This window comes from Paraburkholderia sp. RHO2 (assembly GCF_050955445.1).
In the GTDB taxonomy this organism is placed as follows: domain Bacteria; phylum Actinomycetota; class Actinomycetes; order Mycobacteriales; family Mycobacteriaceae; genus Prescottella; species Prescottella agglutinans_A.
This window is the reverse complement of sequence record NZ_CP162617.1, coordinates 1018096-1038577: the sequence shown is the minus strand read 5'-3', so window position 1 is coordinate 1038577 and position 20482 is coordinate 1018096. Positions and strand designations below refer to the sequence as shown.

The following is a 20482-nucleotide window of genomic DNA, read 5'->3' as shown; positions in this document are numbered from 1 at the left end:
TATCAGCGGCAGACTCAGACGTCCGCCACCAGTTCGACGGGCGTGACGCCGTTCGCCACGTTGTCCGCGACGACGTCACGCCAGTTCTGCTGCGCACGGGTCGTGTCGACCTCGAACTCGAAGCGCTTGGTCATGTCCTCGGTGACGTCCTCGACGTCCACGTAGAACTGCTGGTACCAGCGACGCAGCTGGTAGACCGGACCGTCCTCCTCGGTCAGCAGCGGGTTCTCGATCCGGCTCTTGTGGTTCCAGATCGCGATGTCCTGCTTGAACTGGTGCTCGACACCCTCGGTGAACTGGTCCGCCATCGCCTTGGCTTCCTCGTCCGAGAGCCCCTCGGTCCGCTTGACGATGGTGCCCCACTGCAGGATGAACGAGTTGTTCGTGATCGGGTAGTGGCAGTTCGCCAGCTTGGTCTCCACCTTGATGTCGCCTGCAACGGTGTAGACGGTGTCGAGCATGAAGGACGGACCGAAGTACGAAGCGTCCGAGATCGTTTCGGCCTCGGCCATGCCCAGCTGGACGCCGGTTTGGATGTCGTCACGGCCACCCGAGCGCATCACCTGCGTCGCGACGTGACCCTCGAAGATGTTCTTGAAGTACGTCGGGATCTGGAAGTGCACGTAGAAGAAGTGCGCCATGTCCACCACGTTGTCGACGATCTCGCGGCAGTGCGAGCCCTCGACGACGTAGGTGTTCCAGCTCCAGTCACTCCAACCGCCCTCGTCGTAGCCCTCGATCTGGGGGATCGTGACGTCGGCCGGCGGCGGGTTGCCCTGCGGATCGTTGTAGACGAAGAACAGGCCGTTGCGCTCGAGCGTGACCCACGCCTTGGTCTTGGCGACCGGGGGAACACGACGGGCGTAAGGGATCTCGGTGCACTTGCCCTTGCCGTTCCAGCGCCAGTCGTGGAATGGGCAGGCGATGGTGTCGCCCTTGATCTCGCCCATGGCGAGGTTGCCGCCCATGTGGCGGCAGAACGCGTCGAGGACCTGCAGCTCGCCCTTGCTGTCCTCGAACACGACCAGGTCGGTGCCGAAGATCTTGACCTGGTGCGGCCTTCCGTCGCGGAAGTCCTGCGCCCGGCCGATGCAGTGCCAGCCACGCGCGAAGCGGTCGGGGTTGCTGCCCGCCACGATCTCCCGGACCTCGACGTCGTCGGCGATCTCGGTCATCTTGCCTCCTTCGAAAAAGTGAGCGCTTCCCACCCTGCGCGGGCAGCGCGTGAAAATTCCGGAACTGCAGAGAAACTGACTCCGCCGGTTACGCGTAGGGGCGGACGTCCTCGGTCGACCCCGCGACCGGCACGGTGCGGTACGACTCGCCGAGCCGCCCCACGGCGACGGCCTCATCGATGCTGTTGTTCAGTGCGCTGCACGTCCGCACATACATGCTGTGCGTTCCGTTCGCCGCGGCCGCACGGAATTCGGCGCACGCCGTCTCCGCATCCTCGAGCCACTGGGTACTGGTGTGCGTCGAGCTGTACTTCTCGACGAGTACGCGGTTACCGCACGATCCGCATTCGATCGGCTGCATTGCGCGATCCTTCCGTTCGGAACTGTGTTCGGCCAGCGTACGACCAATGCGGTCGCTCCTTCTGGCCCATTTCCGTTGAGCGGTAAAGAATTCGGACCCGCCGCTACCTCAGGAAGGCCTGCCCTCCGTCGACCGGGAGTGAGTGGCCGGTGATGTACCTGGCCGCTGGGCTGCAGAGGAACACCACGGCCGGTCCGATGTCGGTCTCGGCGTCACCCAGGCGGCCGAGCGGCACCGTGCTCAGATACTCCTCGTACGCTTCGGGATTGAGCTCGGCCCACTCGTCCATCAAAGGGGACGACGCCAACGGCAGGATCGCGTTCGCCCGGATCCCGTCCGCGCCCCACTCGCAGGCCGCTGTCCGGGTCAGCACTCGCACGGCCTCCTTGGCGGCCGCGTAGGCGCCTGTTCCCGTCGGGTCCCACTTCATTCCGGCCGCGGAGCCGAGATTGACGATCGAACCGCGCCCCTTGAGATGCGGATGGCACGCACGCATCAGGCGCCACGTTGCCAAGGGCCCCGAGTTCATGCTGCCGTGATAGTCGTCCTCGCTGACGTCCAGGAGGCTGCCGTGGGCCGGAGTCTGCGCGTTGTTCACCAGGATCGACAGACTTCCGTACTTCCCGACCACATCCGCGACCACCCCCTCGATCTGCCCGGGATCGGTCACATCACACTGCAGCGCGACGGCCTCGCCGCCCCGGCGGGCGATCTCGTCGGCGGTGTCGGCGACCTTCGACAGCGTCCGTCCGACCGCCGCGACGCGCGCTCCCGCCGCGGCCAGCGCCAGGGCGATTCCGCGCCCGATCCCCTGGCCGGCACCCGTCACCAGCGCCACGTCGCCCTCGAGTACACCCATGCCTGTTCTACCCCTGCTCTCCCGGTGACAAGACGCGGACCATTGTGATCCAAGACACCGCATTGAGCAAACGATCAATCAATATAGGATTGCCTTGCCATCACCGGTGGCCGGTGAACGGCGCGGGTAGCATGAGGCGCCACCGAATCGACCCAGGTACAGGGGGAAATCCACATGGATCCGCAGGAACGACGGCGCCAGATACTCGAGCGTTCCGGCGAAATCTTTGCGACCAAGGGCATCTCGGCGACTACCGTGCGGGAGATCGCCGACGCGTGCGGGGTGTACTCCGGCACGCTGTACCACTACTTCCCGTCCAAGGACGCCATCGTCACCGAGATCATTCGGGTCTACGTGGACGAGCTCTACGAACGCTGCACCGAGGTGATCGACCGGAAGCTTCCGCCCATCGAGCGACTCGAGGCCCTCGTCCTCGTGGCGATCGACGCGGCCGAGAACCATCGCCACGCGACCGCGATCTGGCAGGTCGAGACCGACTACATGCGCGACAAGATGCTCGAGGCAAGTCTCGGCGACAAGGGCGACTTCGCGGCGGGATTATGGATGCAGTGCATCACGGAGGCCCAGGCCGACGGCGAACTCCGCTCCGACATCGACGCCACCACCTTCTACCAGTTGATGCGCGACTCGGTGTGGCTCACCAGCCGATGGTTCCGCGCGTCCCCGAAGAAGTCGAACGCCGACTTCGCGCACGAGATCACGTCGATCTACATCGACGGTCTCCGCGTGCGCTGACTCCCGCGCTCACGACGAAGGGCGGGGCAGACGAATCGATTTCGCCTGCCCCGCCCTTTCACACTTGCCGGATCAGCTGACGACGAGATCCAGCTCGTTGTCGGTCACCTTGACGGTGATCCGCCCGCCGGCGTCGAGGACGTCGTCGAGCAGCAGATCGGCGATCCGGTCGTCGACCTCACGCGCAATGGTCCTGCGCAGCGGTCGCGCACCGAACTCGGGCTGGTGCCCGTGCTCGGCGATCCAGTCCACCGCATCGGGAGTGAACTCGATGTCGATGTCCTGCGCGCGCAGCCGGTCACGGCTCTCGCCCAGCAGCAGATCGGTGATCCGGTGCAACTGCTCGGCCTCGAGCCTGCGGAAGATCACGATCTCGTCGATCCGGTTGAGGAACTCCGGCCGGAACGACTCCCGCAGCCGGCCCATCACCCTGTCGCGCAACGGCTTCTCGGCCGCCGCGGCGTCACCGGTGGTGAAGCCCAGCGCCCCGCCCTTGCTCGAGATGATGTCCGAGCCGAGGTTGCTGGTCATGATCAGCACGGTGTTCTTGAAGTCCACCGTACGGCCCTGACCGTCGGTCAGCCGTCCGTCGTCGAGCACCTGCAGCAGCACGTTGAACACGTCCGGGTGCGCCTTCTCGATCTCGTCGAGCAGGATCACCGAGTACGGGTGGCGTCGCACCTGTTCGGTGAGCTGACCGGCCTCGCCGTAGCCGACGTAGCCCGGAGGCGCCCCGACCAGCCGGCTCGCGGTGTGCCGCTCGCCGAACTCGCTCATGTCGAGCCGCAGCATCTTGCTCTCGTCACCGAACAGCGACTGCGCCAACGCCTTCGCCAGTTCCGTCTTGCCGACACCGGTCGGACCGAGGAACAGGAAGCTGCCGACGGGACGACGGGGATCGCCCATACCGGTCCGGCTGCGCCGCACGGCGCGTGCGATCGCCTTCACCGCATCCTCCTGGCCGACGACCCGTTGGTGCAGCTCGTCCTCCAGTCGACGCAGACGCTCCTTCTCCTTCTGCGTCATCTGGCTGGCGGGGATACCGGTCGCCCGAGAGACCACCTCGGCGATGTCCTCGGCGGTCACCGACGGCGTCTCCACCGCGGCGGGCTCACCTGCGCGAGTCTCGGAGAGTCGCTTCTCGGCTCCCGCGATCTCGTCACGCAGCTGCGACGCGCGCTCGTAGTCCTCAGCGCTCACCGCATCTTCCTTGGCCTTCTCCAGCCGCGCGATCCGCTGCTGCAGCGCCTTGGCATCCGGGTTGGATGCGCCGAGCTGCAGGCGCTTCCGTGCGCCGGCCTGGTCGAGCAGGTCGATCGCCTTGTCCGGCAGGTACCGGTCGGCGATGTACCGCGACGACAGCTCGACCGCCGCCGAGATGGCCTCGTCGGTGTACCGGACACGATGATGGTCCTCGTACCGCTCGCGCAACCCGCTCAGGATCGCCTTGGCGTCGTCGCGGCTGGGTTCGTTCACCGTCACCGGCTGGAACCGCCGCTCGAGCGCGGGGTCCTTCTCGATGTGCTTGCGGTACTCGTCGAGCGTGGTCGCGCCGACGATGCGCAGCTCGCCCCGAGCCAGCTTGGGCTTGAGGATGTTTCCGGCATCCATCGCGCCCTCGCCACCGGCGCCCGCACCGACGATCGTGTGCACCTCGTCGATGAAGACGATCAGCCGGCCGTCCTGCGCGACGATCTCGTCGACGGCCTTGGTCAACCGCTCCTCGAAGTCGCCGCGGTAGCGGGTGCCGGACAGCATGCCGGCCAGGTCCAGCTGGATGATCTTCTTGTCCGCCAACACCTCCGGAACGTCACCGTCCACGATCCGCTGCGCCAGCCCCTCCACGACGGCGGTCTTGCCGACGCCGGCCTCACCGACCAGGACCGGGTTGTTCTTGGTCCGTCGGGCGAGGATCTCGATGGCCTGCTCGATCTCGTCGGCACGGCCGATGACCGGGTCGACCCCGCCGGAGCGGGCCCGCTCGGTCAGGTCCGTGCCGTACTTGTCGAGGGTGGGGGTGGCCGACTCCTGCTGCGGCTCTGCGGAACCCGCATTGACCGCGGACTGCATCGACTCGGGGGTGACGCCGGCCGACGCGAGGATGCGTCCGGTCGTCGAGTCCCCGTTCGAGACCAGCGACAGGAAGATGTGTTCGGGATCGATGTAGGTCGATCCGAGTGCGCGCGCGATCTGGTGTGCGTCGAGCAGCGTCCGACGTCCGGCGGCCGTGACCGTCGGCGCGATCGAGACCGCTTCGCGACCGCGGGGCAGGTGCGCCTCCGCGTCCTTCGAGATCGCCTCCGGGTCCCCGCCCACTCGCTTGACCATGTCGCGCACCGGGTCCTTGACCGCGGCCACGTGCAGGATGTGCAGTGCGTCCAGGCCCGTGTCACCGCGTCGGGCCGCGAACTGCGCAGCCTCGGCCATGAGCTGCTGCGTGTCGCTGCTCATGAGACGGGTGATATCGATGCGCCCGGGCCCCTCGGGCCCGAAGAATGCCGGCATTCGCAGCCTCCTCCAAAGTTGAGTCTTACCGACTCATGGAACATGCCTCGGGAGGATTCAATTCCCGACCGTCCAGGTTTCTTTCCGAGACAGCCCCGTAACCTCACCCGCGCACCGGTGCGCCCACCCCTCCCGACGCCCTGACCTCGACATTCGTCGCCCGCCGCGACTTCGATGCGGGGCGCTGTGACACCGGACACAGCGGCGACGCATCCGCCTTGACCTCGAGCGCACTCGAGCTTCTACCTTCGGGCCCATGAACGCCCGAACCGAGGCCTCCGGCACCTGGGGTCAGCTGCTGACCGGACGACACCTCGGTGTCGCCACCGTGTTGGCGGGCGGCGAGGCCTTGTACGCGATCAACGTCTACCTCACCAGCAGCCTGCTACCCACCGCCATCGTCGACATCGGCGGGCTCCGCTTCTACGCCTGGACGTCGACCGTCTTCCTCATCGCATCGGTGTTCTCCTCGATGATCGTCAGCCGCACGCTCGCCGCACGCGGCCCCCGCGGCGCGTATCTGATCGGCCTCGCGCTCTTTGCGTTCGGAACCGCGGTGTGTGCGATGAGCCCGACGATGGAAGTGCTGCTGGCCGGACGGGCCGTGCAGGGTTTCGGCGGCGGTCTGCTCGCCGGACTCGGCTACGCGGTGATCAACTCAACCTTGCCCCGGCACCTCTGGACCCGCGCGACCGCGCTGGTCTCCACGATGTGGGGTGTCGGCACCCTGGTGGGTCCCGCTGTCGGCGGGGTGTTCGCGCAGTTCGGTGCGTGGCGTTGGGCCTTCGGCACGCTGATCGTGTGCACCGTCGCGGTCGCCGTCCTCGTGCCGATAGTCCTGCCACCGCGCACGGGTGAACGCGACAGCGTCGTCGCGCCCGTGCCGGTAGTCCCACTGGCGCTCCTCACAACGGCCACCTTGCTGGTGAGCGTCGCCGGCCTGTCGGCCGATGCCGCGACCGCCGGTGTCGCCGTCACCGGCGCGACGGCGCTGGTCGTGTGGTTCGTCGCGGCGGACCGGCGCAGCCCGCACGGGGTGCTGCCACCGTCGACATTCACCCCGTCGACCCTGAGGTGGGTCTACCTGACCATCGCGGTCCTCGCGATGACGTCGACGGTCGAGACATTCGTCCCGCTGTTCGGCCAGCAACTCGCAGGTTTGACCCCCGTCCTGGCCGGATTCCTCGGTGCCGCACTGGCATTCGGCTGGACGGTGGGCGAGATCCCGAGCGCATCGGCCGCCGCGCCTCGGGTGGTCCGCCGGATCGTGCGGTCCGGACCGATCCTCGTCGCGGCGGGGCTCGCGATCATGGCGGTGGCCCTGGCCGAGCAGGCCGGAACCGCACGGGTCGCGGTCTGGGCGGCCGGGCTGATCATCGCCGGCGCGGGCATCGGCGTCGCGTGGCCACACCTGGCGGTCGGCGCCATGAACGCCGCCGCCGGTCCCGCCGAGGGCGCCCGCGCCTCCGCCGCGATCAACACCGTGCAGTTGATCGCCAATGCGTTCGGCACCGCGTTGGCCGGCGTGCTGGTCAATCTCGGCGGACAGTCCGAGATGCGCTCGGCGCAGCTGCTGCTGTTCGGGTTCGCGGCACTCGCGCTGGTCGGCGCGTGGACAGCGTGGCGGGGCGCGCAGCGGGACGCCCGGCCGAACAGGGCGACCCGTCGCGCCGCGGAGGTGACCGCGGGCTGATCAGCCTCGAGCGCGCGCCGCGTGCACCCGATCCCAGAGATGACGATCGGTACGCGGACCACCACGGGTCTCGGCGCCGTACCGCGCGATCTCGGCACCGATGTCGAGCGGACGCGTCGGCGGCTGGGCCGGAACCAGTTCGTCGATCGCGAGCGCGTCGGGCACCAGCCAGCACACCTCGAACTCGATCCCGTCGGGGTCGCACCCGTAGAGCGCCTTGGTGGAGCAGTGGTTGCTGGCACCGGTCAGCGCGCCGGCCGCGAGCAGGCGGTCACGCATCTCGGCGAGCCCGGCAAGCGTGTCGACCTCCCAGGCCAGGTGGTACAGCCCGACGTTGCCCGGTGTGACTCCGCTGCCGGGGTTCGGGCTCTGGAACAGGCCCAGGTCGTGATCGTTCGCCGAGTCCGCCGCCTGCAGGAACGCGGCGCCGGGGAACCCGCCCGGCAACGCCTTGAACCCGAGCACGTCCTGGTAGAAGGCCAGACTGCGCTGCAGGTCGGACACGAACAGGACGGCGTGGTTGAGTCGCTCGATCGCCAACGCGGTCAGCCTCCGAAGTTGTAGTTGACGCCGGTGAGTTGTTCCGACAGCGACCACAATTGTCGCGCAACGCTGTCGTCGTGCGACTTCCGGTTCGAGGAAACCACTTCGGGATAGCCACGCATCTCGAACATCGAGGACGGGCCGATGTAGCTGCCGCCGACAGCGTCGGGCACGGTGGCCGCGTACAGCACCGGCAGCACACCCATCTCAGCCGGCTGCGCGATGAACGGGTCGGCAAGAGCCATGATGCGGCTCGAGATCGACTCCGTGTGCGACTGCAGGTTCGTCGATGCGTATCCCGGATGCGATGCGAGCGCCTTCACCTTCGAGCCCGACGCCGCGAGGCGGCGCTGCAACTCGTACGTGAACAGGAGATTGGCCAGCTTCGACTGCCCGTACGCGAGCCAGCGCCGATACTTCCGACGTTCCCAGTTCAGGTCGTCCAGATCGATCGAGCCGATCTTGTGCACGTTGCTGGCCATCGTCACCACGCGGTCGGTGACCTTGGCGAGCAACAGTCCGGTGAGCGCGAAGTGCCCCAGGTGGTTGGTGCCGATCTGCATCTCGAACCCGTCCGCCGTGCGACTCAGCGGCACCGCCATCACTCCCGCGTTGTTGACGAGCACGTCGACCGCGTCGACGGAGTCGGCGAACTCACGCACCGATGCGAGGTCGGCGAGATCGAGCCGGCGCACCTCGGCTCGCTTGCCCAGGGGCGCGGCCACCGCGCGGCCCTTGTCGACGTTCCGGCACGCGAGGATCACGTGCGCGCCCGCGTTGGTCAGCGCCTTGGCGGCTTCCGCCCCCAGGCCACTGTTCGCGCCGGTCACGATGTACGTCCGGCCGTGCTGATCGACGATGTCCCCCGCCGTCCATGTGGTCATGGTCACAGCGTACGGAAGGCGGGGCGACTCCCGAGATCGCTTTTCACCACGCGTTGAGCGCGTTCAGGATCTGCGGTCGCGCCTGCCACAGTTCCGCCGACCAGTACGGCCACGAATGCGTCCCGGTGTTGTGGAACTGGAAATTCGCCGGCACACCGAGGGTGTTCAGTCGCACCTGGAACGCTCGCGTGGTCACCATCGACACGAACTCGAGCCCCATGCCCATAGCGGTATTCCAGTACCCGACCGGATCCGACGGCCGGTCGTACACACCGGGTATTCCGTTGCCGGCCGAGACGTACAGCGACAGGCCGCGCAGTTGCGGAGCCGACACGAACGGATCGTTGCGCAACCAGGCCGGATCCCACGGGAAGCCCCACATCGAATCCGCGTTGTAGCGTCCCGCGTCGTACATGGCGAGGCGGATCGCCTCGCGCATTCCGGGAGCCGTCGTGTTGAGGTATCCGGACAGAGATCCCGCGAATCGGAATTGGTCCCGATGATAGGCGGCGAGCGTCATGGCCGCCGTTCCGCCCATCGACAATCCCACCACTCCGGTATTCGTTCGGTCCACACCGTAATTGGCCAGGAAATCCGGGAGTTCCCGGGTCAGGAAAGTCTCCCACTTGTAGGTGATGGGCTGCGCATTGAAGTTACTGGGGTTGTACCAGTCCGAATAGAAACTCGCTTCACCACCGACCGGCATCACCAGGGTGACATTGTCGAGAGCGAACTGCTCCATCGCATTCGTCTCGAAACTCCACGCGTTGTAGTCGTTGCGAGCGCGCAATCCGTCGAGCAGGTAGAGCGACGCGCTGCCGCCCCGCGCGGCCCATTGAACCTGAACTTTGATGTTCCCCATCGACGACGGCACCCACAGTTCCTCGTAGCCGCCCCGCGGGACCGCACGCGGGGTCCCCGCCTCGGCGGACGCGACCGGCGCGGCCAGCAACGCGATCATCGCCGAGATCACCGCCACCAGGACCATCGCCACCGGGTTCGCTCGAACCCCCTGTCGCCCTCCAGAGAAATACATCGAAACTTCTTTCTTCACACGAGCCACCGCACCACGGCAGACGAATTCCGTCATCGAATTCGGGTCGACTCTGCGGTCAAATCGATCATCGATGTCATCCCGGAACCCTGGCGGACCGTTAACAAGAGAATGGTGTGTCGAATATCTCGAAATCGACAATTATGAGCGTTCTCTGAGAGTTTCACTGGAAACGCATTTTTCGTGCTAGTTCGCCGAAGTCGGTCGCGCGACGACGGGACCAGCAACGACGGCGGCCGGTAATCGATTCGATGTCGACAAGAGGTCCCACCCGCGCACCGAACGAGCGCCGGACACCGATCGGGAAGGACGGCCGGGGCGACACGCCCGGTCGCAGAAACTTGACGCAGCCTGGGCGATTTGCCCGGAACCAAGACAGCGTCCACCACCCACCCCTCGAAGGGCGGCGGACGCTGTAACTTACCGAAGGGTAAGGTAAGGATGTTCGCACGTCAACGCCTCACGGCGCACGCGTGCGCGGAACACGCCGGGTACCGTCGGAACGTGCCCGCTGCTCCGCTGCCCGTCCGCGACGGTCTCAACCCGACGCGACTCCGACTTCCCCACCCGGGCACGTGGGCGACCGCCCTCGAGTACCTGCTCGAGCGGTTTCCGTCCGACCACCCCCGGCTCCGCGAGAAAGTCGCCGCGCGCGAGGTGGTCGACGAGCACGGCACCCCGATCACCGCGGCCACGCCGTACCGGCCCCACGGCTTTGTGTACCTCTATCGCGACCCGCCGATCGAACAGCGGGTGCCGTTCGAGATCGACATCCTCCACCGCGACGAGGACCTCCTCGTGGTGGACAAGCCGCACTTCCTCGCCAGCACGCCGCGCGGGGCCTACGTCGTCGAGTCGGCACTGGTGCGGCTGCGACGCGACCTGGATCTGCCCGAACTGACCCCCGCGCACCGGCTGGACCGGATCACCGCCGGCGTCCTCCTGTTCACCGTCCGGCGGGAGGCACGCCGCGCGTACCAATCCCTGTTCGACGAGCGCCGGGTGACCAAGGAGTACGAGGCACTCGCACCCCACGACCCGACACTCGCCCTCCCCCGTACCGTCCGGAGCCGAATCATCAAGGAGCGCGGCGTCTTACAGGCCATCGAGGTTCCGGGCACCCCGAACGCGGAGAGCCGGATCGAACTCCTCGACGTGCGCGACGGTATCGGGCGGTACCGACTCCTGCCGCGCACCGGCAAGACGCACCAACTGCGTCTGCACATGAGCTCGCTCGGGATCCCGATCCTGGGCGACAACTTCTATCCGACGTTCCACGACGTGGCCCCCGACGACTACTCGACGCCGCTGCAACTCCTCGCGCGCAGCATCGAATTCGACGACCCGCTCACCGGCGTGCGGCGCCGGTTCGAGAGCCGTCGTGCGCTCGCGGCCTGATCGGTCCGTTCTTCCCGCTCCGTGGGTCGAACCCCGACAAAGCCAACCAAGCAAGTGCTAGGTTGCCCACGAACCTCCGCACGGAACGACCGACCCAGGGAGCATGCAGTGAGCACCACATCCTCGAACACGGCCCGCACCACCGCCCTCGTCACGGGCGGGACCGGGGGCATCGGCGCCGCCGTCGTCCGCCAGCTCGCCGCACAGGGCCACAATGTGGTCCTCACCTACCGTTCCAACTCGGAGGCCGCCGCGAAGCTGGTCACCGACGTCGAGGAGCTCGGCGGGCGCGGGGCCGCCCACTCCGTCGACCTGTGCGACGCCGAGGGGCTCGCCGGGCTGGTCGAGACGACCACCCGCGACTTCGGTGACCTGTCGGTCCTCGTGCACGCGGCCGGCCCGCACATCCCGATGGTGCACCTGTCGCGCGTCGAACCGTCCACGTATGCACAGCATCTGAACGACGAGGCCACCGCGTTCTTCACCGTCGCGCAGGCATGCCTTCCCGCACTGCGCGCAGCGAAGGGATCCGTCGTCGCGGTCACCACGGCGGCCACCGACCGGTACCCGGTGCGCGACGGTCTGTCCGCGGGGACGAAGGGAGCGGTGGAGGCGCTCGTCCGCGGGTTCGCCGCCGAGGAGGGGCGATACGGCGTCCGCTTCAACGCGGTCGGCCCGGGCATGCTCACCGACGGGATGGCCGAGCGGCTGATCAGCTCACAGAACCTCGACCAGCGCGCGCTCGACGTCACGATGAGCCGAATTCCGTTGCAGAAGTTCGGCACCGCGGCCGACATCGCAGAGGCCGTGTGCTTCCTCGCCAGCGACAAGGCCGGCTTCGTCACCGGCCAGAAGCTCAACGTCGACGGCGGATACACCGTCTGAGCCGATGCCGGCTCGAGGTCACGGCAGGATCATCCGCGCCGAACGCTCGAGCCGGTCCGCGATGTGGGTGTACGAGTCGTAGCCCATTCCGGCGCGCAGCAGCGCACCCGCATACAGCATCTCGAGGGCCTCGAGCAGGTCCTGGTCGGGCGAATCGGAGCCGAGCGCCGCGATGAGGCGTCGCCGGATCTCGAGACCGATCCGCGCACGCAGATGCTCGACGTCGGGATCGCGGCCCAGCAGGGCCGTCGTGACCGCGCCCGCCAGTTCGGGCTCGTCGGACACCAGGAGGGCGACGCTGCGCAGCACGCCGACCACCCGGGTGGTGCGATCGTCCGTCGAGTCCTCGTCGTGCGGCATCACCGACAGCCGACGCCAGAACACCTCGGCGACGAGGTGCTCCTTCGACGAGAAGTAGGTGTACGCGGTCGCCGGCGCGACCCCGGCCTGCGCCGCCACCAAACGGACGGTCAGCCCGGCGAACCCCTTCTCACGGAGGACCTCGACGGCGCAGCGGGTCAGCCGCGACACCGTCTCCGCCTGCTTGCTCGTCAGACGGCGGCGAGTCGATTCGTAGTTGCCAGACACATGTCCGGAGGCTACGCGACTCCCGGATCCCGTGAGACGACGGCCCCGGCCCGACGGCCCGAGTACACGCAGTCCGCGATCGACAGGCCGCTGACGTACGACTCCGAACAGACGCCCACCGCGTTGCGGCCGGCCGCGTAGAGACCGGGGATCGGGGTGCCGTCTTCGCCGGTCACCGCGCCCGTCCACTCGTCGACCGTCAGCCCGCCGAGGGTGAGCACCGGGCACGGGAAACCGGCCTGGATGCGGATCGAGCAGTCGATCGCGTAGAACGGTCCGTCGACCAACGGGGTCACATGCGCGGAATCCTTGCCCATCGCGTCGGGACGGCCGGCCCGTCGGTCCTCGTTGTACTGCTCGAGCGTGCGGGCGAGGCCCGCCGGATCGATGCCGGTGCGCCGCGCGAGTTCCTCGGCGGTCGCGCCCTTCTTGTGGCCGACGCTGAACAGATAGGTGGTCTGCAGGCGCTGGAACCACAGCGTCTGCTCGGGAACCTGGCGCTTGGCGTCGGCGAGCACCCGGGAGTCGACGACGAGATACGCCGACACGTCCGTCTGCTCGGCGATGTGTTCACCGATCTTGGCGCCGTACAACGTCTCGTTGCAGATGCGCTCGCCCTCCTTGTTGACGAGCACCCCCTCGGTCATCGCGATCGGCGGGTTGAAGAACCGCCACGCCGACACCCGCTCCATCCGATCGGTCGCGCCACCCACCGACTGCCCCAGACGGATGCCGCTGCCGTCGTCGCCGATCGTGCCGAGTCCGGTGCCGTTCAGGTAGCGCGGGGCATGCTGCTTCAGCATCTCCCGGTCGAAGACGAACCCACCCGCCGCGAGGATCACACCCTTGCGGGCCCGGTACCGCCGCACCACCGAGTGCCCGTTCTCGATCCGGCGGATCGGCGCGTCCATGAGCCGGCCGATCGGCCGGTAGTAGAGGTTCCACTTGCGGTTCGACGACCCGAGCACCCGATGCAGGAGCCGCAGCGCCTTCGCCCGCGGATCCACCTCCCGGCACTCGACGCCGATCACGGTGCCGGAGTCGTCGGTGATCAGCGACGTCACGATCGTCTGCCGACGCACGTCGATCCGACGCTTGCGGGCGGCCTTTTCGAGGGCCGCGAAGAACACCTTGCCAGAGGTTCCGCGCCCCTTGGTGCGATGCCCGCGCGGGGCCGGCTTCGCCGCGTCCTTGTACGGCGGGGCCAGTTCGTTGCCGGAGTAGTACAGGTAGTAGTCGTTCGTCGGGTACGACGTCTTGCGCGGCGCCATGCTGCCCTCGAACGGCACCCCGAGCGCCTCGAGCCACTGCAGGTTCTCGACACTGCGATCGCAGAAGTCCTCGAGCAGGTCGTCCGACACCACGCCCGACGTCTCGAGCTTCAGGTAGTCGAACATCGCCGACGGGGTGTCGTAGTCGACGCCGGCCTCCTTCTGCTGCGTCGTCCCGCCACCCGCGTAGTAGATGCCGCCGCTGATCGCCGTGGCTCCGCCGCCGTCGAACCGTTCGACCACCAGCACCTGCGCGCCGTGGTCCGCGGCCTCGATGGCGGCGCTTGCGCCGGCCGCACCGAATCCGACGACCACGACGTCGGCTTCACCATCCCAGTTTTCGGACCCGTTGCGCGAGTTCATGTGTCGGTCTCCTCCTCGATCGGATTTCGGGGTGGGCACGCTACACCCAGGCGTCCCTGATGTCGTGGCCCAGTTCGCTACGCCCGAACAGGGCGAGGGTCTGGTGCGGGTCGTTGATGACATGCGCACGGCCGGCGTGCGCGTCGCGCCAGAAGCGCTGGATCGGATTGCGACTCCGAAGGACGCCGCCACCGCCGTGATCGAAGAGCCGGTCGATCGCCGCGACCGCCATTCCCGAGGCACTCACCTGGTCACGGCGGGTCTTGACCCGCAGCGACACCGGTATGCGCCGATCCGCCGACGCCGACTCGAGCATCTCGGCGAGGTTCCTGTTCAGCTGCGTCCACGCCAGTTCGATGTCACGGGCGGACTCGGCCATCGCGACGTGCATGAACGGATCGTCCGGCACCCGTAACGCGCTCACCGTCTCCGCCCGCTCGGCCTGGTGTGCGGTGAACGCGGCGTAGGCACCGTCCGCCATCCCGACCAGGGGTGCGGAGATGGCCGTCGAGAACACCGCCGAGAACGGGAGCCGATACAGCGGAGCCGTATTCACGTCCTGCCCCGGGCCCCGGCACTGCACCGTCGCGGCGAAGCTCAGCGTCCGGTGCTCCGGTACGAACGCGTCCTCGACCACGATGTCGTTGCTGCCCGTGCCGCGGAGGCCGACTGTGTCCCACACGTCCTCGACACGGTAGTCCCGGGCCGGCACCAGGAACGTCCGGAAGTCGATCGGATCGCCCGCGTCGTCGACGACGAAACCACCGACGAAGACCCAGTCGGCATGCGCGCATCCCGACGAATAACTCCACCGGCCGGAGAAGAAGTAACCACCGTCCGACGGGAGGGCGCGGCCCATCGGAGCGTACGCCGACGAGATCAACGTGTCCGGGTCGTCGCCCCACACCTCCTGCTGGGCGCGGACGTCGAACAGCGCCAGATGCCACGGGTGCACACCCACCACCGACGAGACCCAGCCGGTGGACCCGCAGGCGCTCGCGAGCAGACGCACCGACCTGTAGAAGTCGGCGGGGTCCGCCTCGAATCCCCCGAAGCGCCGGGGCTGCAGCAACCGGAAGTGACCGGCCTCCATGAGCGCCTGCATGGTCCCGACCGATACCTGCCGGGCGTCCTCGACGTCGCGTGCCCGACTCCGCACGTCCGGCAGCAGGCTCGCGACGTCGTCGAGCACGTCCGTCACTCGTCGGTCGCCCATCGAACGCCCCTATCCCAGCCAGGAGCAATTCTCACGGCCGATTCCGCACCCACCCGATCCATACGGATCCCGATCGAGCAGAGATTAGAACAGGGTGCAGATTTTGTCGATGCTCGAGCCTCCTCCGCGGGGAGCCCACAACGGGAGACCTCTCCGCCCGGTGACCGAAAGGTGCAATCCCGCATCGCTCATCCACCGAACACCCAGCACGCCGCGGATGCACCCACGACGCCCGCGATCACCCTCCGACCACAGATAGAATCTGTTCTAGTCGTCAGCCCCGGTCGGGCAGTTTCGGAAGCACTGCGGCCCCCGAGCAGACTCCGCCCGGCCGACCAACGCCGGCTCGGCTTCCAGGCCCCTCCCCCGCACTCCCGTCACGCAAAGTCGGCGAGCACCAACCCGACGACGTCGTCGACGTTGCGCACCGCCCCTGCATAGCTGAGGCGCCCGGAGGTCCAGTGCGCAAGCGCCGCGAGCATCGTTCCGTCGATCGCGAGCAACGCGACCCGCGCAACGTCGTCCGGCACGCCGTCCATCAGAGCGAGCGCCGCGGCCTGGTTGGCCGCGGCACGCTGTTGCAGCGATGCGCGAACGTAGGGGTCCGACGACGCGGTGAGTTCGAGATCGAGACGCGCGAAGTTGGGGCCACGCTGGAACGCCCTCAGCTGCCGCCGGTACAGCGCCTGCACGCGGTCGCGGACGCTTCTGCCATCCACCACGCCGGTCTCCCGGGCGCGGCACCGCTCCGCCTCGAGCTTCCGCGACAACCGATCGTTCCACGCCACCATCGACGCAGCGAGCAGGTGCGACTTGGTCGGGAAGTACCGATACAGGGTGCCGAGCGCGACCCGGGACCGCTCCGAGACCTCGCGCATCTGGATCCGGTCGGGCTCCATCTCGTGCAGCATCGCGATCACCGCGTCGGTGAGCGCCGCACGGCGTTCCCGCTGACTCGCGGTCATGTCCGTGATCGCCTTCGGGGTGTCGCAACCGGCTCGCACCGCGACCACGATACCCGGGGTCCGCCGTTTCGAGGCAGCGGTTCACCGCCGATGAGAGAATGGAAACATCATTCTCATTCCTGATGAAAGGCACCTTCTCGAAGCATGTTTCGAATCCACTTCGTACCAGTGAGTAAGTCGACCCGGCACTCGGATGCGCCCCCGTGGGGTTGTTGCGGCAGCTGTGCGGTGGGTATAACCGAAGTGGACCGGCAGCGACTCCGCCGGGGATTGGAGGGCCGGTGACCGTCATCGACAACGACCTGGACGTCGCGGCCGCGGCCGTGCCGCCGACCATGGCCGAGCGGATAACCCTGATCCTCGACCAGTTCGACGGTGCCGGCACCCAGCTCACTGCGGAAGACCTCGTGCAGCTGACCCGGATCCCGCGGTCCACGACCCACCGCATTCTCGACCAGCTGACCCAGCTGAACTGGCTTCGCCACAACAGGTTCGGGTACCGGCTCGGATGGCGTGCGATCGCCCTCGGCCGCAGCACCGAGCGAGACGAACTGCGGGCGGTCGCCGCCCCTCACCTGCACCAACTCCATCTCCGCACCCGCCTCATCGCGCACCTCGCAGTCCTTGACGGCCGCGAGATCGTGTGGCTGGACAAGATCGGCGGGCGGTGTGCCGACACCATCGCGACGCGGGTGGGCGGACGCAGCCGGGCGGATCTGACGACGGAGGGCCGGGCGATGCTCGCGTTGGTCCCGCCGGAGCACGTCGATCTACTGTTTCGCGACGTACTTTCCACCGAGTCGATGACGGATCTCCACGGGAAGCTTGCGCAGGTCCGCACCCGGAGCGGCCGAACGTGGGAGACCGACGCGCGAGGCGTCTCGTCGGCGGCCGCGGCCGTTCGTTCCGGGGAGGGCGATCAGATTCAGCTGAGCTGCGTCTCGCTGCGCGGCCGGGTGCCCACCGATCAGTTGCGCAGGGTGATCCCGCTGCTCGCGGGCGCCACCCGGATGATGTCGGAGCGGCTTGCCGAGAACTGACGCGACGGAACCGGAGCCCGCCGGACCTGCCGGAGGCGCCGCCGATGAGAGCGCGAGAAGAAGGAAAATGGCATCGGGGCCGTGGTGGCCAGGGCCGGGATCGAACCGGCGACCTTCCGCTTTTCAGGCGGACGCTCGTACCAACTGAGCTACCTGGCCGGAAGGCACCCGAACCGAATGCCTGTCGCATCGAGACGTTTCCGACTCGAGAGAGCGACCCTGACGGGACTCGAACCCGCGACCTCCGCCGTGACAGGGCGGCGCGCTAACCAACTGCGCCACAGGGCCTTGCTGTTACTACATGTGGAGCTTGTACTGCTTTCACCGAAGCCGAATCGGCTTCATGTGGTGGCCAGGGCCGGGATCGAACCGGCGACCTTCCGCTTTTCAGGCGGACGCTCGTACCAACTGAGCTACCTGGCCGGACGGCACCCGAACCGAATGCCTATCGCGCTTCACCGTTTCCGGCGAAGCAAAGCGACCCTGACGGGACTCGAACCCGCGACCTCCGCCGTGACAGGGCGGCGCGCTAACCAACTGCGCCACAGGGCCTTGCTGTTACTGCTATTAAACTGTACTGCTACTTCAACGAGTGAAGCGTACCCCCTACGGGATTCGAACCCGCGCTACCGCCTTGAAAGGGCGGCGTCCTAGGCCGCTAGACGAAGGGGGCCCGCCGAATTGCTCCGGCCAGTACCCTCAACGGCGTTCCGTTGGGAGCTTGGATAGCTTAGGGCACCGATTTCACAAACCACAAATCGCCTGATCAGAGCACATAAAGGCGGAATCACTCGGGCTCGGTGGCCGCAGGCGGCGCCGGCCACCCCTCGCGCCGCCACTTCGCCAGCCACTCGTCCGAGGCCATCCCCGCGAGTACCACCTCGAGCGACTCCTCGAACCGGGCCCGCAGATCGACCTGCTGCGCCGTCAGATCAGACATGTAGCGCTGGCCGGCGAGACTGGCGGCCAGCACCCGGGTGAACTTCTCGGTGTCGACGCCGTCGCGCACCAAGCCCTCACGGCCCGCCCGCTGGATCAGCTCACGTGCGGAACTGCCCCACACACGCGCTCCGCCGTTCTGGACATCCGCGTAGAACTCCGGCTCGATGATCAGACGGAACTCGGCCTGGACGATCGCGTCGGACAGGAACATCCTGGCGACGTCGTCGATGAGCCCGTGCAGAATCTCGAACGGGTCGAGGTCGGTGCGGGACATCCACCGTTCCGTCACCTCTTTGAACTTCTCGAGCGCCGCGGCGAGCACCGCGCGCCCGAGTTCCTCCTTCGATTCGAAGTGGAAGTACATCGCGCCCTTGGTCGCGTGCGACCCCTCGAGGATCGCGTTGACGGACGCTGCCGCGTATCCGCGCTTACCGAACTCGACTGCAGCCGCTTCCACGATCGCAGCGCGGGTCCGACGCGCACGTTCCTGTTGACGTGCCATTGCGCTAGTCGCCTCCGAAAGCCGTAACACTCGCCGATCACTCGGCCAGCTGCCACCCGCCCGAAAACCAGACTAGTCCCCTTGTCGTACTCCCCGAAACACCAAAGCGCTGACCTCGACTTTCGACACCGCGCGAACTAAAACACACCAAGTGGTATATTTACGCGGCTCGGGTGTGCTGCAGGGGGTGCGCACCCGAGCCTCAGCACTTCGAGTGAGCATCCTCGGCTAACGGGGCCTCCCGATTTCGGGTGCTCGTCAGAGCCAGCCGCGACGTTTGAAGCTGACCCACAGCCCCGACGCGAGCCCCACGAGCATCACCGCGCTGAGCCAGAAACCCCACGGCTCCGCGTACCCGGGAAACGGAATGTTCTGCCCGAAGTACCCCGTCACCCCGGTCGGGATGGCGATGATCGCAGCCCACGCGGTGAGCTTCTTCATGATCTCGTTCAGGGAATTGCCCTGCATGGCCAGACTCGTCGACAGAATCGACTCGATCGTGTCCCGCAACCCGTCGATCCGCTCGGTCGCCCGCAACGCGTGGTCGTAGACGTCCTGGTAGTACGGGACGATCTCGGCGTACGCGCCGTGCACACCCGGCCGCAGCAGGGCGCTGAGCGCCTCGTTCATCGGCAACACCACCCGCGACAACTGCACCACGTCCTTGCGCAGCGCGAAGCTCTGCAGCTGAATGGTCCGCGTCGGCCCCGTCCCCTCGAGTAGTTCGTCCTCGAGCGACTGGATCCGCTCGTCGAGGTCGTCGAGTACCTCGAAGTACCCGTCCACCAGTTGGTCCAGCAGCGAGTGGACGAGGAACCCGACACCGCGCTCGGAGAGGGCACCGATGTCGTCCCACTCCGCGAGGAGCGGCTCGAGCGGGAAACCGTCGTCCGAGCGGATCGTGATCAGCACCCGGTCGAGGATGAACGCGGCCACCCGTGTCGGCACGAGCGTTCCGGTCCGGGCATCGACGTGGACGGCACGGGCATGCAGCAAGTTGTGGTCGCGATAGCGCACCAGGCGCGGCCGCTGGCTCCCCGCGGCGGCGTTCTCGATCGCCAACGGATGCAGTTCCACCTCCCCGCCGACGAGCGGTGCGAGCGCCTGCAGATCGGCCGACGTCGGCGCCAGCAGGTCCACCCAGATCAGCGCGTCGGGCTCGCCGCGATGCCGCGACAGTTCGACGAGCGGAAGATCGGACGCGGCGAGGACACCGCCCCGATAGAGCCGGCTGCGGTGCGCACAGCGCACCTGCGCGTCCCGGTCCTGCCGATCGACGCGGTCGCCCTCCTGCTGCGCGGTCTCACTCACGCCCTCGATCATGGCCTACATCCGTCATCGCGGCGGGAAGCGTCTGCCTAACCGTCGACCGACTCGGCGCGGAACCGCAGAAGTTCCGAACCGATTCACCGGCAGGACATTCGAAGGCGCTCTGTCGTTGTGGTTGCGCGCCTACCCTCCTCGCGTCCTGCCCACCAACGG

18 protein-coding genes and 5 tRNA genes are annotated in these 20482 nt (G+C 67.5%); 5 read left to right on the top strand and 18 right to left on the bottom strand.

The annotated features are described in order from the left end of the window. Positions 1–14: 14 nt before the first annotated feature. The 3 genes from ABTV10_RS04705 to ABTV10_RS04695 all read right to left on the bottom strand — a co-directional run bounded on the left by ABTV10_RS04705 (position 15) and on the right by ABTV10_RS04695 (position 2395). Positions 15–1175 (bottom strand): 3-ketosteroid-9-alpha-monooxygenase, oxygenase component, encoded by a 1161-nt coding sequence (locus ABTV10_RS04705; protein ID WP_499032891.1) that lies wholly within the window; start codon positions 1173–1175, stop codon positions 15–17. Between the two features lie 88 nt (positions 1176–1263). Continuing rightward, complete coding sequence (locus ABTV10_RS04700; RefSeq protein ID WP_433610273.1) at positions 1264–1536, bottom strand: hypothetical protein; 273 nt, start codon at positions 1534–1536, stop codon at positions 1264–1266. A 103-nt stretch (positions 1537–1639) separates the two neighbouring features. Next, positions 1640–2395, bottom strand: coding sequence for an SDR family NAD(P)-dependent oxidoreductase (locus tag ABTV10_RS04695; RefSeq protein ID WP_499032890.1), 756 nt, complete (start codon positions 2393–2395; stop codon positions 1640–1642). Positions 2396–2569: 174 nt separating this feature from the next. Here ABTV10_RS04695 and ABTV10_RS04690 point away from each other — a divergent pair, with 174 nt between their 5' ends. Continuing rightward, complete coding sequence (locus ABTV10_RS04690) at positions 2570–3151, top strand: TetR/AcrR family transcriptional regulator (protein ID WP_499032889.1); 582 nt, start codon at positions 2570–2572, stop codon at positions 3149–3151. Between the two features lie 72 nt (positions 3152–3223). Here the strand turns inward: ABTV10_RS04690 and ABTV10_RS04685 are convergent, their stop codons facing one another. Then, on the bottom strand, positions 3224–5656 hold the full coding sequence (locus ABTV10_RS04685; protein ID WP_499032888.1) for an ATP-dependent Clp protease ATP-binding subunit: 2433 nt from the start codon (positions 5654–5656) through the stop codon (positions 3224–3226). Positions 5657–5912: 256 nt separating this feature from the next. On the opposite strand from ABTV10_RS04685, the gene ABTV10_RS04680 reads away from it, so the two are divergent. Beyond that, positions 5913–7349 carry an MFS transporter gene (locus ABTV10_RS04680; RefSeq protein WP_499032886.1) on the top strand — a complete coding sequence of 479 codons (1437 nt, stop codon included), beginning with the start codon at positions 5913–5915 and terminating at the stop codon, positions 7347–7349. Here ABTV10_RS04680 and ABTV10_RS04675 read toward each other — a convergent pair whose 3' ends face one another. From ABTV10_RS04675 to ABTV10_RS04665, 3 genes are read right to left on the bottom strand one after another with little or no spacing between them, the layout of a single operon-like run. Then, positions 7350–7889, bottom strand: a complete 540-nt coding sequence (locus tag ABTV10_RS04675) for a VOC family protein (RefSeq protein ID WP_433610263.1) — start codon at positions 7887–7889, stop codon at positions 7350–7352. A 5-nt stretch (positions 7890–7894) separates the two neighbouring features. After that, positions 7895–8776, bottom strand: a complete 882-nt coding sequence (locus tag ABTV10_RS04670; RefSeq protein WP_499032884.1) for an oxidoreductase — start codon at positions 8774–8776, stop codon at positions 7895–7897. A gap of 43 nt (positions 8777–8819) precedes the next feature. After that, positions 8820–9971, bottom strand: coding sequence for an alpha/beta hydrolase (locus ABTV10_RS04665; protein WP_499032882.1), 1152 nt, complete (start codon positions 9969–9971; stop codon positions 8820–8822). Positions 9972–10334: 363 nt separating this feature from the next. Between ABTV10_RS04665 and ABTV10_RS04660 the strand changes: the two genes are divergently transcribed. Continuing rightward, positions 10335–11228, top strand: a complete 894-nt coding sequence (locus ABTV10_RS04660) for a pseudouridine synthase (RefSeq protein WP_499032880.1) — start codon at positions 10335–10337, stop codon at positions 11226–11228. A 108-nt stretch (positions 11229–11336) separates the two neighbouring features. Further along, a complete protein-coding gene (locus tag ABTV10_RS04655) occupies positions 11337–12113 on the top strand; it encodes an SDR family NAD(P)-dependent oxidoreductase (RefSeq protein ID WP_499032879.1) in 777 nt (258 codons plus the stop codon). 18 nt (positions 12114–12131) lie between these two features. Here the strand turns inward: ABTV10_RS04655 and ABTV10_RS04650 are convergent, their stop codons facing one another. From ABTV10_RS04650 to ABTV10_RS04635, 4 genes are all read right to left on the bottom strand, one after another. Beyond that, a complete protein-coding gene (locus tag ABTV10_RS04650; protein WP_499032878.1) occupies positions 12132–12701 on the bottom strand; it encodes a TetR/AcrR family transcriptional regulator in 570 nt (189 codons plus the stop codon). A gap of 11 nt (positions 12702–12712) precedes the next feature. Beyond that, on the bottom strand, positions 12713–14335 hold the full coding sequence (locus tag ABTV10_RS04645; protein ID WP_499032876.1) for an FAD-binding protein: 1623 nt from the start codon (positions 14333–14335) through the stop codon (positions 12713–12715). 40 nt (positions 14336–14375) lie between these two features. Beyond that, positions 14376–15551 carry a 3-hydroxy-9,10-secoandrosta-1,3,5(10)-triene-9,17-dione monooxygenase oxygenase subunit gene (gene hsaA / locus ABTV10_RS04640; RefSeq protein WP_499032875.1) on the bottom strand — a complete coding sequence of 392 codons (1176 nt, stop codon included), beginning with the start codon at positions 15549–15551 and terminating at the stop codon, positions 14376–14378. Between the two features lie 377 nt (positions 15552–15928). Further along, a complete protein-coding gene (locus ABTV10_RS04635) occupies positions 15929–16555 on the bottom strand; it encodes a TetR family transcriptional regulator (protein WP_499032873.1) in 627 nt (208 codons plus the stop codon). Positions 16556–16797: 242 nt separating this feature from the next. Between ABTV10_RS04635 and ABTV10_RS04630 the strand changes: the two genes are divergently transcribed. Then, positions 16798–17556 carry an IclR family transcriptional regulator gene (locus ABTV10_RS04630; protein WP_499032872.1) on the top strand — a complete coding sequence of 253 codons (759 nt, stop codon included), beginning with the start codon at positions 16798–16800 and terminating at the stop codon, positions 17554–17556. 82 nt (positions 17557–17638) lie between these two features. Here the strand turns inward: ABTV10_RS04630 and ABTV10_RS04625 are convergent. The 7 genes from ABTV10_RS04625 to ABTV10_RS04595 form a co-directional block, all read right to left on the bottom strand. Beyond that, a tRNA-Phe gene (locus ABTV10_RS04625) sits at positions 17639–17715 on the bottom strand. Between the two features lie 55 nt (positions 17716–17770). Next, positions 17771–17844, bottom strand: a tRNA-Asp gene (locus tag ABTV10_RS04620). A gap of 58 nt (positions 17845–17902) precedes the next feature. Beyond that, positions 17903–17979, bottom strand: a tRNA-Phe gene (locus ABTV10_RS04615). A 55-nt stretch (positions 17980–18034) separates the two neighbouring features. After that, positions 18035–18108 (bottom strand) — tRNA-Asp (locus ABTV10_RS04610). Between the two features lie 48 nt (positions 18109–18156). Beyond that, positions 18157–18229, bottom strand: a tRNA-Glu gene (locus ABTV10_RS04605). A 114-nt stretch (positions 18230–18343) separates the two neighbouring features. Continuing rightward, the gene (locus ABTV10_RS04600) at positions 18344–19000 is read right to left on the bottom strand and encodes a TetR family transcriptional regulator (RefSeq protein ID WP_499032871.1); all 657 of its coding nucleotides are present in this window, start codon (positions 18998–19000) and stop codon (positions 18344–18346) included. A gap of 258 nt (positions 19001–19258) precedes the next feature. Continuing rightward, complete coding sequence (locus tag ABTV10_RS04595) at positions 19259–20311, bottom strand: magnesium transporter CorA family protein (RefSeq protein WP_499032869.1); 1053 nt, start codon at positions 20309–20311, stop codon at positions 19259–19261. Positions 20312–20482 lie beyond the last annotated feature (171 nt).

What these genes read in the sequence shown, in the direction of transcription:
- ABTV10_RS04705 (WP_499032891.1), bottom strand. Translation starts at nt 1,175, where the DNA reads ATGACCGAGATCGCCGACGACGTCGAGGTCCGGGAGATCGTGGCGGGC.
- ABTV10_RS04670 (WP_499032884.1), bottom strand. Translation starts at nt 8,776, where the DNA reads ATGACCACATGGACGGCGGGGGACATCGTCGATCAGCACGGCCGGACG.
- ABTV10_RS04645 (WP_499032876.1), bottom strand. Translation starts at nt 14,335, where the DNA reads ATGAACTCGCGCAACGGGTCCGAAAACTGGGATGGTGAAGCCGACGTC.
- ABTV10_RS04695 (WP_499032890.1), bottom strand. Translation starts at nt 2,395, where the DNA reads ATGGGTGTACTCGAGGGCGACGTGGCGCTGGTGACGGGTGCCGGCCAG.
- ABTV10_RS04690 (WP_499032889.1), top strand. Translation starts at nt 2,570, where the DNA reads ATGGATCCGCAGGAACGACGGCGCCAGATACTCGAGCGTTCCGGCGAA.
- hsaA (WP_499032875.1), bottom strand. Translation starts at nt 15,551, where the DNA reads ATGGGCGACCGACGAGTGACGGACGTGCTCGACGACGTCGCGAGCCTG.
- ABTV10_RS04680 (WP_499032886.1), top strand. Translation starts at nt 5,913, where the DNA reads ATGAACGCCCGAACCGAGGCCTCCGGCACCTGGGGTCAGCTGCTGACC.
- ABTV10_RS04600 (WP_499032871.1), bottom strand. Translation starts at nt 19,000, where the DNA reads ATGGCACGTCAACAGGAACGTGCGCGTCGGACCCGCGCTGCGATCGTG.
- ABTV10_RS04700 (WP_433610273.1), bottom strand. Translation starts at nt 1,536, where the DNA reads ATGCAGCCGATCGAATGCGGATCGTGCGGTAACCGCGTACTCGTCGAG.
- ABTV10_RS04685 (WP_499032888.1), bottom strand. Translation starts at nt 5,656, where the DNA reads ATGCCGGCATTCTTCGGGCCCGAGGGGCCCGGGCGCATCGATATCACC.